The 14,906-nt window shown below is 71.3% G+C and carries 13 protein-coding genes; 7 read left to right on the top strand and 6 right to left on the bottom strand.

Features of this window, described 5'->3' with window-relative positions:
- Window positions 1–4 precede the first annotated feature (4 nt).
- The 4 genes from PD653B2_RS15190 to PD653B2_RS15175 form a co-directional block, all read right to left on the bottom strand.
- Window positions 5–655, bottom strand: coding sequence for a hypothetical protein (locus PD653B2_RS15190; protein ID WP_085873230.1), 651 nt, complete (start codon window positions 653–655; stop codon window positions 5–7).
- Entirely contained in the window at window positions 652–1,824 is a 1,173-nt protein-coding gene (locus PD653B2_RS15185) for a hypothetical protein (RefSeq protein ID WP_133058862.1), read from the bottom strand. The genes PD653B2_RS15190 and PD653B2_RS15185 overlap by 4 nt, the downstream gene beginning before the upstream one ends.
- A 134-nt stretch (window positions 1,825–1,958) precedes the next feature.
- Complete coding sequence (locus tag PD653B2_RS15180) at window positions 1,959–3,725, bottom strand: acetyl/propionyl/methylcrotonyl-CoA carboxylase subunit alpha (protein ID WP_207559231.1); 1,767 nt, start codon at window positions 3,723–3,725, stop codon at window positions 1,959–1,961.
- Between the two features lie 200 nt (window positions 3,726–3,925).
- Window positions 3,926–6,241, bottom strand: a complete 2,316-nt coding sequence (locus tag PD653B2_RS15175; RefSeq protein WP_085873227.1) for a choice-of-anchor J domain-containing protein — start codon at window positions 6,239–6,241, stop codon at window positions 3,926–3,928.
- Between the two features lie 212 nt (window positions 6,242–6,453).
- On the opposite strand from PD653B2_RS15175, the gene PD653B2_RS15170 reads away from it, so the two are divergent.
- The 4 genes from PD653B2_RS15170 to PD653B2_RS15160 all read left to right on the top strand — a co-directional run bounded on the left by PD653B2_RS15170 (window position 6,454) and on the right by PD653B2_RS15160 (window position 9,854).
- A complete protein-coding gene (locus PD653B2_RS15170) occupies window positions 6,454–7,638 on the top strand; it encodes an acyl-CoA dehydrogenase family protein (protein WP_085873226.1) in 1,185 nt (394 codons plus the stop codon).
- Between the two features lie 67 nt (window positions 7,639–7,705).
- Window positions 7,706–9,103 carry an OFA family MFS transporter gene (locus tag PD653B2_RS15165; RefSeq protein WP_085873225.1) on the top strand — a complete coding sequence of 466 codons (1,398 nt, stop codon included), beginning with the start codon at window positions 7,706–7,708 and terminating at the stop codon, window positions 9,101–9,103.
- The gene (locus tag PD653B2_RS26070; protein ID WP_414689168.1) at window positions 9,100–9,201 is read left to right on the top strand and encodes an MFS transporter small subunit; all 102 of its coding nucleotides are present in this window, start codon (window positions 9,100–9,102) and stop codon (window positions 9,199–9,201) included. Before PD653B2_RS15165 ends, PD653B2_RS26070 begins: the two co-directional genes overlap by 4 nt.
- A 17-nt stretch (window positions 9,202–9,218) precedes the next feature.
- Window positions 9,219–9,854 carry a GtrA family protein gene (locus PD653B2_RS15160; protein ID WP_085873224.1) on the top strand — a complete coding sequence of 212 codons (636 nt, stop codon included), beginning with the start codon at window positions 9,219–9,221 and terminating at the stop codon, window positions 9,852–9,854.
- Here PD653B2_RS15160 and PD653B2_RS15155 read toward each other — a convergent pair.
- A complete protein-coding gene (locus PD653B2_RS15155; protein ID WP_085873223.1) occupies window positions 9,796–10,398 on the bottom strand; it encodes a Maf family protein in 603 nt (200 codons plus the stop codon). The two genes, PD653B2_RS15160 and PD653B2_RS15155, sit on opposite strands and share 59 nt — an antisense overlap.
- Window positions 10,395–10,988: a TetR/AcrR family transcriptional regulator gene (locus tag PD653B2_RS15150; protein ID WP_085873222.1), complete on the bottom strand. Its 594-nt coding sequence runs from the start codon at window positions 10,986–10,988 to the stop codon at window positions 10,395–10,397. The genes PD653B2_RS15155 and PD653B2_RS15150 overlap by 4 nt, the downstream gene beginning before the upstream one ends.
- A 78-nt stretch (window positions 10,989–11,066) precedes the next feature.
- Between PD653B2_RS15150 and PD653B2_RS15145 the strand changes: the two genes are divergently transcribed.
- From PD653B2_RS15145 to PD653B2_RS15135, 3 genes are all read left to right on the top strand, one after another.
- Entirely contained in the window at window positions 11,067–12,500 is a 1,434-nt protein-coding gene (locus tag PD653B2_RS15145; RefSeq protein WP_085873221.1) for an MFS transporter, read from the top strand.
- Window positions 12,501–12,578: 78 nt separating this feature from the next.
- Window positions 12,579–13,583, top strand: a complete 1,005-nt coding sequence (locus PD653B2_RS15140; RefSeq protein ID WP_207559227.1) for a glycoside hydrolase family 6 protein — start codon at window positions 12,579–12,581, stop codon at window positions 13,581–13,583.
- Window positions 13,584–13,668: 85 nt separating this feature from the next.
- Entirely contained in the window at window positions 13,669–14,745 is a 1,077-nt protein-coding gene (locus PD653B2_RS15135) for a response regulator transcription factor (RefSeq protein WP_085873280.1), read from the top strand.
- Window positions 14,746–14,906 lie beyond the last annotated feature (161 nt).

Below are 14,906 nucleotides of genomic sequence, written 5' to 3'. Positions count from 1 at the left end.
GCCGTCACCACCACCCTCCCTGGAGCCGGAAGCCGCGGCCGGAGAGGGTCCGGCCCAGCCCGATCACCAGCAGCGCGCACGGCAGGGCGAGGCCGCCGAAGATGAGTCCCGCGCCGAGCGCGCCGCCCGGTCCGCCCCAGTAGTCCGGCCCGGAGTAGGTCAGGAGCCGGCCGTCGCCGACGGCCGTCGCGATCTCGGTGAGCCGGCGCACCGGGTCGCCGTTGAAGTCGGCCGGCGGGTCCGGGTCCATCGACCCGCCGCGCTCGCTGACGATCCCGTCGCCGGGGCCCTGCCAGATCACGTAGACACCGTCCTCGCCGACGGTCCGCTGCAGCTGGTCGGCGGCGTCGCTGTAGAGGTAGTAGCCGCTCTCTCCGGCCTCCCAGACCGCGATGTAGAGCGCGGTGTCGCTGGCATCGGCCAGCTGCTCGAGGCGCGCCTCGTCGGCCGGGGGCACCCGGTCGTGGGCGTCGGCCGCGACGTAGACGTGGTCGCCGTCGCGGAAGGCGTCCGCGGCCTGCTGGACGCGGTCGCCGATCGGGAGCGGGTCGGGATCGACGGTGCGCGCGGCGGCGTGGGTGATCCCGACCGCGGCGGTGGCCGCGAGGAGGCCGAGGAGCACGGCCAGGGCGAGGTGACGCAGACGCTCGCTCATCGCCGACCCACCTGGCGGACGTCGATCCAGAGGTCGTCGGTCAGGCTGCCGAAGCCGGTGCGCGCCCACACGGTCGACTGTTCGTAGTAGGGCCGGTCGCGGCCGCGCCGGGCGACGACCAGCGCGTCGGGCGCCGTGCCGCTCTCGACGTCGGCAGCGCACCGACGGCAGGCAGGGACCGTCGGACCGCCTTGCCCCGAGGCGGCCCGGTGGTCGCCCTCGCCGTGCAACGGGTTGAAGAAGCAGGGGCGGTACGGCGCGCCGCCGCGCCGGGTCGCGGCGTACCCGATCGTCACCAGCACCAGCGCGCCCACGACGTCGAGCAGGTCGTCGGACTCGACGAGGTCGGCCGCAGCGTCACGGGAGCCCTGGGCCTCGTCGAGGGCCGCCGGGTCGACGGAGCCCTTGCGGAGGCGGCGGTCGAGGCGCTTCAGCGCGGTCCGCGCCTGGCCGCGCAGCGTCTCGGGGCTCGGCGTCGACGAGGTGGCCGCCTCGGTGCCGCTCGGCGCGCGCCGGTCGTGCGGCTCGAGGAGGGCCGCGGCGCGGGCGCGCAGGAGCCGCCAGGCCACGGCCGCGACGACCAAGGCCGTCGCCACGGCGACGACCACCGGGGTCAGCGGGTCGTCGACCTTGTCGTACTCCTCGTACGTGTCCGGCTCGCTCTCGGTCACTGCGACCCAGATCGGGTCGTCGGTGACCTGGTGGATCTGGCGGTCCGTGAGCTCGAGGTCGGGGTCGGCGGCGACCTCGAGGGTCAGCGCCGCCTCGCCTGCCGCTGACAGGCGGTGGTCCTGGCCGAGGATCTCGTGCGCCCGGTCGAGGGTGTGGAAGCGCGCCAGCGACAGATCGGTGCCGTCGAGCGGGACGTCGTACGTCTCGACGGACTCGATCCCCACGGTCGAGGCCACGACGTAGATCCCGGGCTCCTGGAGCTGTTGGTGCACCTGGCGCAGCAGGTCGTCGGTCGGGTCCTCGTGGGCGAGGCCGGCGGGCGCCTGCACCAGCACCAGCCAGACCGGGTGCGCGACGTCACCGGCGAGCGCCGTGAGCTGGCCGTCGACCTCGGCGGTGTGCCCGTTGCCGAGCACCTGCTGGACGAGGACGGGGTCCTGTCGGAGCGCGGCGACGATCTGGGGAACGGTCTCGGCGTCGGTCCCCGAGATCGTCACGGAGAGGGCGTTACCCATCAGGGAGGAGTTCAGTCCTTGTGTCGACACACCTGTCACGGCTTCGCGAGCTCAGCCGTGGGCTTGCTCTACCTGCGTGACCCCACGTGCCGAGCTCGTCCCTCACTCGGCACTGCTCACGTGATCTCGCAGAGCACGGCGCCGTTGCCGATCGTCGCGCCGACCTCGGCGGTGAGGCCGGTGACGGTGCCGGCCTTGTGGGCCTTGAGCGGCTGCTCCATCTTCATCGCCTCGATGACGACCACGGTGTCGCCCTCGGCGACCTCCTGACCCTCCTCGACGACGACCTTGACGATCGTGCCCTGCATCGGGCTGGTCACCGCGTCGCCGCTGGCGGCCGCGCCGGCCTTCTTGCCGGCCGCTCGCTTCGGCTTCTTCGCGCCGGCGGCCGGGCCCGCGGAGATGCCGCCGAGGCCGCCGGGGATGACCACCTCGAGCCGCTTGCCGCCGACCTCGACGACCACGGTCTGCCGCTCGCCCTGCTCCTCGGCCTCGGCCGAGTCGCCGGCGTACGGCTCGATCTGGTTGTCGAAGTCGGTCTCGATCCACTGGGTGTAGACGTCGAAGGAGCCCTCGCCGGCCGGGTTCGACGGACCGACGTACGCCGGGTCGCGCACGACCGCCTGGTGGAAGGGGATGACCGTGGGCATGCCGTCGACCACGAACTCGTCGAGCGCGCGCCGCGAGCGCTCCAGCGCCTGGGTGCGGTCGCGGCCCGAGACGATCAGCTTGGCGATGAGGGAGTCGAACGCGCCGGGGATCGTCTCGCCGTTCTCGTAGCCGCCGTCCAGCCGGATGCCGGGGCCGCTGGGCGGGCTCCACGCGGAGAGGGTGCCGGGGGCGGGCATGAAGTTGCGGCCGCCGTCCTCGGCGTTGATGCGGTACTCGATGGAGTGGCCGCGGATCTCCGGGTCGTCGTAGCCGAGCTCCTCGCCGGCCGCGATCCGGAACATCTCGCGCACCAGGTCGATGCCGGTGACCTCCTCCGAGACGCAGTGCTCGACCTGGAGCCGGGTGTTGACCTCGAGGAAGGAGATCGAGCCGTCCTGGGCGACCAGGAACTCGCAGGTGCCGGCGCCGTAGTAGCCGGCCTCCTTCAGGATGCGCTTGGAGGACTCGTAGAGCTCGGTGACCTGCTCGTCGGACAGGAACGGCGCGGGCGCCTCCTCGACCAGCTTCTGGTTGCGGCGCTGCAGGGAACAGTCGCGGGTCGAGACGACCACGACGTTGCCGTGCTGGTCGGCCAGGCACTGGGTCTCGACGTGGCGCGGCTTGTCGAGGAACTTCTCCACGAGGCACTCGCCGCGTCCGAACGCGCTGACCGCCTCGCGGACCGCCGACTCGAAGGCGTCGGGGATCTCCTCGAGGGTGCGTGCGACCTTGAGGCCGCGGCCGCCGCCGCCGAAGACGGCCTTGATCGCGATCGGCAGGCCGTTCTCCTCCGCGAAGCGCACGGCTTCGTCGGCGTCGGTCAGGGCGTCCTTGGTGCCTGGCGCGAGCGGCGCGTTCGCCTTGACCGCGATGTGCTTGGCCTTGGCCTTGTCGCCCAGAGCCTCGATCGCGGCCGGCGGGGGACCGATCCAGATCAGGCCGGCGTCGATCACCGCCTGGGCGAAGTCGGCGTTCTCGGCGAGGAAGCCGTAGCCCGGGTGCACCGAGTCGGCGCCGGACTTCTCGGCCACCGCGATGATCTTGGCGATGTCGAGGTAGGAGTCGGCCGGGGTCGACCCGCCCAGTGAGTGGGCCTCGTCGGCCAGCCGCACGAAGAGCGCGTCCCGGTCGGGCTCGGCGTAGACCGCCACGCTGCCGATCCCCGCGTCCTTGCACGCCCGGATGACGCGGACGGCGATCTCCCCGCGATTGGCGATGAGGACCTTCTGCAGTCCCTTGCTCTCCGGCACCTGAACACTCCGCTCGGTCGGTTCGATCTCCGGCGGGCAGGGTATCGCCCGTTCGCCCGGAGAGGACCCCAGGGCTCATGTGGGACGCGTCGCACCGCGGTCCCGGACGCGGGTCCGGCCCCGGCCGGGACGAGAAGTCCCGGACGCGGGGCCGGACAAGGTGCGTACTGCTGACCGCTGGATCAGCGGCCGGCCTTGTTGCCGAAGACCACCGGCGCCTTCACGGTCAGCGAGTACTTGCCGTACTGCGTGACCGTCTCGCTCGGGTCGTCCATCGTGACCAGCGCCGCGACGGTCGTGGCGTTGGGGCCGATGACCTTGCGGAGCTGCTTGCCGCTGATCGAGCCCTTGAAGGACTTGTCGATCGCGAGGTCGTGGTACCAGGCGACCTTGCCGTCGGTGATGCCGACGAGCTGGACCGTCCAGGCCGGGACCTGGACCGGGTGCACCTGGGTGATGGTCTTCCACCCGCCCAGCGAGCCGCTCGGGAGGCTGGTGCCCGCGACATCGATGTCACGGACCCAGAAGCCACCCTCGTTGACGCCCGAGTCGGTGATGTAGCGGAAGCCGAGCAGCACCTTCTTGCCGGCGTACGCCGACAGGTCGGCCGTCTCGGTCTTCCACTCGCCCGAGTCGCCGGTGAGACCCGGCAGCTCGGCCACGACGTTGGACACGGCGCCGGGATCGTGGTCCGACGTGGTGTCCTCGGTCGCGAGCGACTTCCAGGTCTTGCCTCCGTCGGTCGAGACCTGGACGAACGCGTAGTCCCAGAGCTCCTCGGTGTCCCACAGGGCCTGGAAGGACAGCGTCCCGCCGGCGGCCGGCACGGTCACCGGTCGCACGATCGAGCGGTCGAGGTTCTCACCACAGCCGGAGTACAGGGCCGGCGCGCCGGTGCCGTCCTCGACCGCACCGCAGTTGGTGTCCTCGGTGGTCGCGTCGGGCGGGGTGGAGTCCACGGTCCACTCGACCGGGGTCGGCGCCAGGGTCGTGGCGCCGGTGAACCTGAGCCGGTCGATCTTCTTCGTGGTCAGCCAGTGGCCGGGCTTGCCGAGACGCACGAAGTCGGCGCCGTTCGGGGGTGCTCCCGGGCTGGAGTAGGACTGCGGGTTCGCCCACTTGATCGAGCTGTTCAGCGCGGAGGACGTGAAGTCCTTCTTCGATCCGCCCTTGACCCGGCCGCTCTTGTCGATGGCCGCGTCGAGCGCCATCGTCGTCATCCAGTCGTGGACGGTCTGCTGGGCGGTCTCCGTGGCGTGGAACTGCTTGAGCACCTTGGTGAGGCCCGCGAGGCCGTTCGCCGGCTGCGTGTGCAGCGCGCTCATGAAGTCCTCGCCGTAGTGCGAGTAGAGGTACATCATGAAGGAGTACGCCGCGCCGTAGTCGCAGAGCACCTCCGGGCCGCCCTGGTCCTGCCAGAGGGTGAGGGAGTTCTCGGCGCCGCCGTACGACTCGGGCAGGTAGCCCTGGAAGCAGCCGATGTGGGAGTCGGCGTCCGGGTCGGTCGGCGGGAGCGTCGTGTCGACGTACCCGACCAGCGACTGGGCGTAGTCCGACAGGCCCTCGTTGACCCAGCTGGACTCGTCGGCGTCGACGTAGCTCTCCAGCAGGTGCTGGTACTCGTGGGCGAAGGTGCCCTCGTAGTCACGCGGGCGCGGGGCGCCGTAGCCGCGGTCGTAGCCCTGCGACTGAGCGCACGCCAGGTAGGCCGGGTCGGCGGAGTCGTCCGGCGGGTTGGCGCCGGTGCGGTGCAGCCAGTCGTTGGCGTCGATCGTCATGATGTTGCGGTCGAGGTACTGGTTGAACGTCGAGTAGAAGAACCCGGCGATGAACGTCTGCCCGTCCGGCGTGGACGGGTCGTAGAAGTTCGCGTCCTTGACGTTGTCGACGAGGGTGACGATGTCGTCGGCCTGGTCGGCGGACACCTCGTAGTAGTCGGCGCTGCCGTCCGGGCCGGGGATCAGGTTGTCGGTGCCGCTGAGGCTCGGCGGCACCGAGAAGGACGCCGACTCCTTCGGGAAGATGTTGTCGTCGAACTCGGTGATGAAGCTGGCGACCTGGCCGTCGGTGATGTCCGTCATCCCCAGGTCGTTGCGGCAGTCCCCGTCGGGGAACTTCGTGTCGACGGCGACCCACACCTGGATGTGGTCGCCGATGCCGCGCAGGACGTAGTCCTTGCGACCGATCGACCCGGTGGTGTCGTCGAGCGCCAGCCAGCTGCGGGTGTCACCGACGACCGGGTCGTGCGGTGCGCGCTTGGCGCCCGGCTGGACCCCGCGGTCGAGGGCCTTCGCGAGGCCGGACCTGGCCGGCAGCGCCTTGCCGTTGTTGTAGTCCGCGCCGACCACTCGATGGTCCGAGCCGGGCGAGGCGACCGAGGATCCTGCGGGGCGTGCGGTCCCGGGCTCGGCGGTGGCCGAGTTCACGGGTGCGATGAGCGCTGCGGTGACGGCCGCGGCCGTCGCGGCGCCCAAGACGGCGCCGTACCTGCGATACATGCGTGCTCCATGTCTGTTCACGATGGCGCAGGGCGTCGACGGGATGCCGAGATCTCCCTGCTTGACCGTGGCATGCAAGCCGGAGAAGTTCCTGTTGGCAAGAGCTGGGGCGAAAAATTTTCACGCTTGTCATGAATCGAGGCTCGGCACCGCCTGGCGACCGACGGCGCCAGCCGGTTAACAATCGCTAACCAAGCGGTTAGGGTGCGGGCATGAGCACTCAGTCGGCCTCCGGGCTGTCCCGCGAGCACGAGGAGTTCCGGCGCACCGTGCGTGCCTTCGCCGAGGCGGAGATCGCTCCGCACGCGGCGCAGTGGGACCGCGACCACCACTTCCCGGTCGACGTGGTGCGCACGATGGGGGCGCTCGGGCTGTTCGGGCTGACCGCTCCCGAGGAGTACGGCGGCGCCGGTGCGGACGGCGACTTCACGAGCCTGTGTGTCGCGATCGAGGAGATCGGCCGCGTCGACCAGTCGATGGGCATCACGCTGGAGGCGGCGGTCGGGCTCGGGATCAACCCGATCCTCACCTACGGCACCGAGGAGCAGCGCGCGACCTGGCTGCCCGACCTGGTCTCCGGCGAGCGGCTGGCCGGCTTCGGCCTGACCGAGCCGGGTGCCGGCTCCGATGCGGGGGCGACGAGGACCAAGGCCGTCGTCGAGAACGGCGAGTGGGTCGTCAACGGCGCCAAGCAGTTCATCACCAACTCCGGGTCCGAGATCACCAGCCTGGTGACGGTCACCGCGCGCACCGGCGAGCGCGAGGGCGGCAGACCCGAGATCAGCACGATCATCGTGCCCAGCGGCACGCCCGGCTTCACCGCCGAGAAGGCGTACGACAAGCTCGGCTGGCATGCGTCCGACACGCACCCGCTGAGCTTCGAGGACGTCCGCGTGCCCGAGGCCAACCTGCTCGGCGAGCGCGGCCGCGGCTACGCCCAGTTCCTCGCGACGCTCGACGACGGCCGGGTCGCGATCGCCGCGCTCGCGGTGGGCTGCATCCAGGCCTGCCTCGACATGAGCGTCGAGTACGCCGGCGACCGGCAGACGTTCGGTGGCCCGATCGGCCGCAAGCAGGGCGTCGCGTTCCAGATCGCCGACCTCGAGGTGATGCTGCATGCGAGCCGGCTGCTGACCTACCGTGCGGCCGCGATGAAGGACGCCCAGGCGCCCGTGAAGGACTTCAAGCAGGCCGCGGCCGTCGCCAAGCTCTACGCCACCGAGTCCGCCGTGACCGCCACCCGCATCGCGACCCAGGTGTTCGGCGGCTACGGCTTCATGGAGGAGTACCCCGTCGCCCGGTTCTACCGCGACGCGAAGGTCCTCGAGATCGGCGAGGGCACCTCCGAGGTCCAGCGGATGCTGATCGCGCGGGGGCTCGGCCTGCCGGTCGAGTGATTGAAGGTGTGACCACGACCACGCCGGGGTACGGGTCCGGGGTCGACCCTGACTCGGAGGTGTCCCCGTGGTTCCGTCGTTCCTCGCCCGCGACCGCATCGTCGCCGGCCCCGGCTACAGCCGCTGGCTGATCCCGCCGGCGGCGCTCGCCGTCCATCTGTGCATCGGTCAGGCGTACGCGACCAGCGTCTACAAGACCGCGCTCGTCGAGCGCTTCGACAGCAGCCTCACGGCCGTCGGCCTGATCTTCTCGATCGCGATCGTGATGCTCGGGCTCTCGGCCGCGGTGTGCGGCACCTGGGTCGACCGCAACGGCCCCCGTGCGGCGATGTTCACCGCTGCCTGCTTCTGGGGCACGGGCTTCCTCGTGGCGGCGCTCGGGATCGGCGTCGGCCAGCTGTGGCTCGTCTACCTCGGGTACGGCGTGATCGGTGGCATCGGCCTCGGTATCGGCTACATCTCCCCGGTCTCGACGCTCATCAAGTGGTTCCCCGACCGCCCCGGGCTCGCGACCGGCATGGCGATCATGGGCTTCGGTGGTGGTGCGCTGATCGCCAGCCCGCTGAGCGCGCGGCTGATGGCGCTCTACGACGGCGGCTACGACGCCGCGGATCCCGCCTCGGTCGCCAGCGGCCACGCGGTCACGATGCTGTTCGTCACCCTCGGCATCGTCTACTTCGCGTTCATGATGTTCGGCGCGTTCACGATCCGGGTGCCCGCGGCCGACTGGCAGCCCGCGGGCTGGGATCCGTCCCAGGTCGCGGAGAAGAAGCTGGTCACCACCGCGAGCGTGTCGGCGGCCAACGCCATCAGGACCCCGCAGTTCTGGCTGCTGTGGGTCGTGCTCTTCTGCAACGTCACCGCCGGCATCGGCATCCTCGAGCAGGCGTCCCCGATGATCCAGGACTTCTTCCGCGACGACAGCGGCACCTCGTCGGTGAGCGCCACGGCCGCCGCCGGGTTCGTGGGCCTGCTGTCGCTGGCCAACATGGCCGGCCGGTTCACGTGGTCGTCGACCTCCGACCTCGTGGGCCGCAAGCCGGTCTACGTGGTCTACCTGGGCGGCGGGATGGTGCTCTACTTCCTGCTCGCCACGGCCGGCGCCACCTCGATGGGGTTCTTCGTGCTCCTCGCCGCGGTCATCATCTCCTTCTACGGCGGTGGGTTCGCGACCGTCCCGGCGTACCTCCGCGACCTGTTCGGCACCTTCGAGGTGGGCGCCATCCACGGCCGGCTGCTGATCGCCTGGTCCGCGGCCGGGGTGGTCGGCCCCTTGATCGTCAACGGCTTCCTCGACTCGCAGGGCACCCCCGGTGAGCTGACCGCTGACGCCTACCGGCCGGCGTTCTTCACCATGGTCGGTGTCCTCGCCGTCGGCTTCGTCGCCAACCTGCTGATCAAGGCCGTGGACGCCCGCTTCCACGAGCCCGAGACGACCGAGCAGAAGGAGAGGAGTGCGGTATGACCGCCCGCATCGCGATCGCCTGGTCCCTCGTCGGGATCCCGCTCGCCTACGGACTGGTGGAGACGCTCCGCAAGGCCGCCGACCTGTTCACGGGGTGAGCGGTTAGCCTTTTCGCATGGGTAGCCGCGGGCGTCGGGTCTTCACCGAGGCCTATCGCTTCCTCGCGGTCGGCGGCGTCGCCACGATCGTGGCCTTCCTGATCTTCAACTTCCTGGTCCACGGCTTCAACACCACGCACAAGGCGCTGCTCGACAACGAGCCCTACCTGGCCTACGTGATCGCCAACCTCGTCGGGATGGTGGTGAGCTACCGCGGCAGCCGGACGTGGGTCTTCAAGGACCGCCCGCCGACGGCCGCCGACGGTGGGCGGACGGCGTTCATCGCGATCAACCTCGGGACGATGCTGATCCCGATCGGGTGCCTGTGGCTCAGCCGCAACGTGCTCGGGCTGGACGACCCGTGGTCGGACAATGTGTCGGCGAACGTGATCGGTCTGTTCCTCGGGCTGATCGCCCGGTTCTACCTGTTCCGCACCTACGTGTTCCGCCGGCCGGTGCACCTGCCGGACCTGATGCACAACCCGCTCCAGGTCTTCGAGATGAGCGAGCTCCAGGACATCGAGCCGCTCGACGACCTCGCCGACGTCGTCGACCCGGAGGACCCCGACCAGCCGGACGTGGCGGGCGAGCGCGTCAGCGAGCGGCCCACAGATCCGTCCACGTGTGGCCGAGCTCCGCAACCAGGTCCCTGACCAGCGGCAGGCTCACGCCGACCACGTTGTGGTGGTCGCCCTCGATCCCGGTGACGAACGCGCCACCGAGGCCGTCGACGGTGAACGCGCCGGCCACGGCGAGTGGCTCACCGGTCGCGACGTACGCCGCGATCTCGTCGTCGCCGACGTCCGCGAAGTGCACCGTCGTCGACGCCGTCGCCGCGGCGACGCGGCCGCTCGCGGTGTCGCGCAGGCTGTGGCCGGTGTGGAGCACGCCGGACCGGCCGCGCATCGCGCGCCAGCGCCGGGTGGCGTCCTCGGCGTCGTCGGGCTTGCCGAGAGCCGCACCGTCGAGGTCGAGCACCGAGTCGCAGCCGAGCACCAGGGCGCCCTCGGGTACGCCGTCGCGGCCCGCCACCGCGTCGCACTTGAGCTCCGCGAGCTGCAGGGCGAGCTCCGCAGGCGGGAGCCCGTCGAGCTGCGACTCGTCCACGCCGGACACGATCACGACCGGCTCGATGCCGGCGTTGCGGAGCGTCGACAGGCGGGCGGGGGACTGGGAGGCGAGGACGAGCGTGGTCACGCAGGCGATTCAAGCAGTTCGAGGGCGTCCCCGAACGCGCAGGTCGTCAGGGCCGTGAGCGGGTGGCCGGGCTCGAGGTGCTCGGGTGCGCGCATCGAGATCATCACGTTGAGCAGCATGCCGTGGGCCACGAAGTCCCGGGCCCGCTCGTCGTCCCACCCGGTGCGCTTGATCGTCGCGAACACCTCGCCCATGCACTGCCGGGCGGCCGCGGCGATCTCGTCGACGCCTCCGGCCGTGAAGCCGTGCATCATCACCTGGAGGAAGTCGTGGTCCTCGAGGAGCTCGGTGTAGGCCAGCCCCATCCGCGCCTTGTCGTCCTCGCTGTCCGGGTCGAACGGACCCTCGTCGAGCACCGCCTCGAAGGCGTCGCGGATCCGGCCGACCGCGCGTTGGAACACCTCGAGGAAGAGGTCGAGCTTCGTCCCGAACATGCGGACGACGTACGGCTGGGAGACGCCGGCCTCCTTGGCGACGGCGTCGGTGCTGGTGCCGGCGTAGCCGCCCCGGGCGAAGGCCCGGGTCGCTGCCTGGATCACGAGCTCCCGGCGGTCCTCGGCGGCCATCCGGCTGACCTTCTCGACGTTCATGGTTGACATGGTATCAGTCGATTACTTACAGTCGTGACGCAAGTAATCATTCAATGCCTTCTTCCGATGGAGACGCTCATGTCAACACTCGACGCACCCCGGGTCGCCCTCCCGGGGCCGGTCGCGGCCCGCCCCCGGCGGCACGTGCCGGTCTGGCTCGCGATCGTCGCCGCCTCGCTCCCGATGTTCATGGCGACGCTCGACAACCTGGTGATGACCAGCGCGCTGCCGGTGATCGACGCCGACCTGCACGCCTCGGTCGGTCAGCTGTCCTGGTTCATGAACGCCTACACGCTGACGTTCGCGACCTTCATGCTCCCGGCGGCCACCCTGGGTGACCGCCTCGGCCGGCGCCGGATGATGCTCGCCGGGGTCACCCTCTTCACGCTCGCCTCGATCGCGTCGGCGCTGAGCACGACCTCGGAGGCGCTGATCGCGGCCCGCGCCGTTCAGGGCCTCGGCGCGGCGGCGATCATGCCGCTGTCGCTCACCCTGCTGGCCGCGGCGGTGCCGCCGGCCATGCGGGCGGCCGCCATCGGCATCTGGGGTGGTGTCTCCGGGCTCGGGGTCGCCCTCGGACCGGTCATCGGCGGCGCCGTCGTCGAGGGCGTGAGCTGGCAGGCCATCTTCTGGCTGAACGTGCCCGTCGCGCTCGTCGCCGTCCCACTCCTGCTGGTGGCGATCCCCGAGTCCCGCGGCCTGTGGCAGCGGCTCGATGTCGCGGGCACGCTGCTGCTCGGCGGCGCCGTCTTCCTCGGCATCTGGGGCATCGTGCACGGCAACGACGACGGCTGGAGCAACCCGCGGGTGGTGGTCCCGCTCGTGCTCGCGGGCGCGCTGCTGCCGGCGTACTTCCTCTGGGCGCGGGGCCGCTCCTACGCCGTGCTCCCGCTGCGGCTGTTCTCCCAGCGCAAGTTCACGGTCGCCAACGTCATCTTCTTGATGTTCACGCTCGGCATGTTCGGCACGGTCTTCCTGCTCGCGCAGTACCTCCAGATCGTGCAGGGCTACAGCCCGCTCGAGGCCGGCGTGCGCACGCTGCCGTGGACCGCGGCGCCGATGGTGGTCGCCCCGGTCGCCGGTGCCCTGGTGGGCCGTCTCGGCTACCGGTCGCTGCTCCTCGCCGGGCTGGTCCTCCAGACCGTCTCGCTGGTCTGGTTCGCCGCGCTCACCGAGAACGGCTCCGGCTACTCCTCGTTCCTGGCGCCGCTGATCATGGCCGGCGTCGGCATGGGGCTGGTCTTCGCGCCCGGCGCCTCGATGGTGCTCGACGGGCTGCCGGACGACGACTTCGCGATCGCCAGCTCGGCGAACTCCACGATCCGGGAGTTCGGTGTCGCCCTCGGCATCGCCGTCCTGGTCGCGGTCTTCCTCGGCAACGGCGGCGAGCTCACGCCGATCGGGTACGACGGCGCGATCGGCGCGGCGCTGCTCACCGGCGCCGCCGCGGTCGCGGTCGCCGCGGTCGCCGCACTCTTCGCCCCCGGTCGCGCGCACCTCTCCCAGGACTGACCGGGGCCGAAGCCCCCGGCCGTCTCGCTCCGGCGAGCGGTCGGGGGATTGCCGCGTCGACTCGGGCATGATGGCGCCGTGCACCGACGGCCCCTCCAGCTCCTCGCTGCTGCCCTGGTCGGTGTCCTGGCCCTCGGAGCCTGCTCGGGCAGCGACGGCGGCGACCCGGACAGCCCCGGCAGTGGCAGCGCCCAGGCCCAGACCGCGAATCCGTACGCCGGGCGCGACGCCTACGCCGACCCGGACTCCCGGACCGCGGAGGCGGCAGCGAAGGCCAGGGCGGACGGCGACACCGACGCCGAGCGGGTGCTCCAGCGACTCGCCTCGATCCCGCAGGGGATCTGGCTGACCCCCGAGCAGTACCCCGCCGGCGCGGTCGGTCCGTTCGTCCAGGGCGTCGTCGACGCCGCCGACGCCTCCGGCGAGGTGCCGACCTTCGTCGTCTACGGCATCCCCGACCGCGACTGCACCGGCGGGTTCTCCGGCGGCGGGCTGCCCGCCGACCAGTACGGCCCCTGGGTGCAGGAGATCGCCGACGCCGCCGCCCACGGCGAGCACGCCGCGGTCGTCGTCGAGCCGGACGCGCTCGCCGCCTCCCTGGAGTGCGACAGCAGCGCGGAGCGGGTGCGGCTCATCAAGGACGCCGTCGACCGGTTCCGCGCGAGCGGTGTCACGACGTACGTCGACGGCGGCCACTCGAACTGGGTCGAGCCGGCCGAGCTCGCCGACCTCCTGGAGCAGGTCGGCGTCGAGGACGTGCGCGGCTTCGCGACCAACGTCGCCAACTACCAGACGAACGAGGACGAGATCGCCTACGCCGAGAAGCTGAGCGACCTCGTGGGCGGCGCCCACTACATCGTCGACACCGGTCGCAACGGCTTCGGATCGACCGACGACTGGTGCAACCCGTCGGGTCGCGCGTTCGGCACCGAGCCGACGGTGTCGAACGACGGCGAGCACCTCGACGCCTACGCATGGATCAAGCCCCCGGCCGAGAGCGACGGGCAGTGCGGAGGCGGTCCGGCCGCCGGTGAGCTCTGGCCCGAGCGGGCCCTCGAGCTGGCCGCGGCGTCCGGGTGGTGAGAAATTCGCCCGGTTCCCGGGCCAACCGGCACGCTTTCGACGGTCCCCGTCCGCCCTGGGCCTCGCCGTTGTTAGCATTCCGCCCATGCAACCTGGCAGCGACTGGGTGGCCGTCATCATCGAGGACGACCCCGACGTGCGCGACTTGATCGACATCGTCTTGACCCAGTCCGGCTTCCGTACGATCGTCACGGAGAACGGATCGGACGGTGTCGACGCCGTGCGCGCCCACGATCCGCTGATCACGACGCTCGACGTGAACATGCCGGGGATGGACGGGTTCGCCGTCGCGAAGCGCCTGCGCGAGTTCAGCAGCACCTACCTGATCATGATCACGGCGCTCGCCGACGAGATCGACGTGGTCCAGGGCTTCGAGGCCGGTGCGGACGACTACCTCGTGAAGCCGTTCCGGCCGCGTGAGCTGCGCGCCCGCGCCGACTCGATGCTGCGCCGCCCGCGGGCCCGCATGGACACCCCCGGAGGCTGGGCCGCCGAGGAGGCCGAGCCCGCCGCTCCGCCCGTGGAGCCGCACGAGGAGTCGTGGGCGGCCGCCGCGGCGCGCGACCTGGCCGCGCACTCGTCCCTGCCGCAGCCGGTGCACCAGCCGCCGCCCCCGCAGCCCGCACCCGTCCACCAGCAGCCCTACCAGCCGCCGGCGCCCGTCCAGCAGTCCCAGCTGCCCCCGGCGCAGCAGCAGCCGTACCAGGCGCCGCCCCAGCAGCCCTACGAGGCGCCGCCCCAGCAGCCCTACCAGCAGCCGGTGCCCGCGCAGCAGCCGATGCCGCCTGCCCCGCACCAGGTCGCCCCCGGACCCGGGGCGCCGGCCAACCAGGCCGGTTGGCTGCAGTTCAACGGCCTCGCCCTCAACGAGGAGACCCGGGTGGTCACGGTCAACGGCGCCAGCGTCGACCTGACCCGCACCGAGTTCGACCTGCTGGCGTCCCTGCTCACGACGGGTCGCCGGGTCCGCAGCAAGGCCGACCTGGTGCTGACCATGCGCGGCCAGCAGTACGTCACGTCGTACTTCGTCAACGAGGCGGACAAGCGCTCGGTCGAGGTGCACATCGCGAACCTGCGCCGCAAGATCGGCGACGACGCGGCCACACCGCGCTTCATCGAGACCGTGCGCGGGGTGGGCTACCGGCTGGCCGAGGCGGCCTAGCCACCGCTCGGTGGTCGAGCAGCGAGCGCCGGCATCCTCCGGTGGTCGAGTAGCGAGCGCGGCATCCTTCGGTGGTCGAGTAGCGAGCGCCGGCATCCTCCGGTGGTCGAGTAGCGAGCGCCAGCGAGCGTATCGAGACCCGGTGACCTGACCTACGGCCT

Source organism: Nocardioides sp. PD653-B2 (genome assembly GCF_002117935.1).
Taxonomy (GTDB): Bacteria; Actinomycetota; Actinomycetes; order Propionibacteriales; family Nocardioidaceae; genus Nocardioides.
This window is presented reverse-complemented; position numbering and strand designations above follow the sequence as displayed.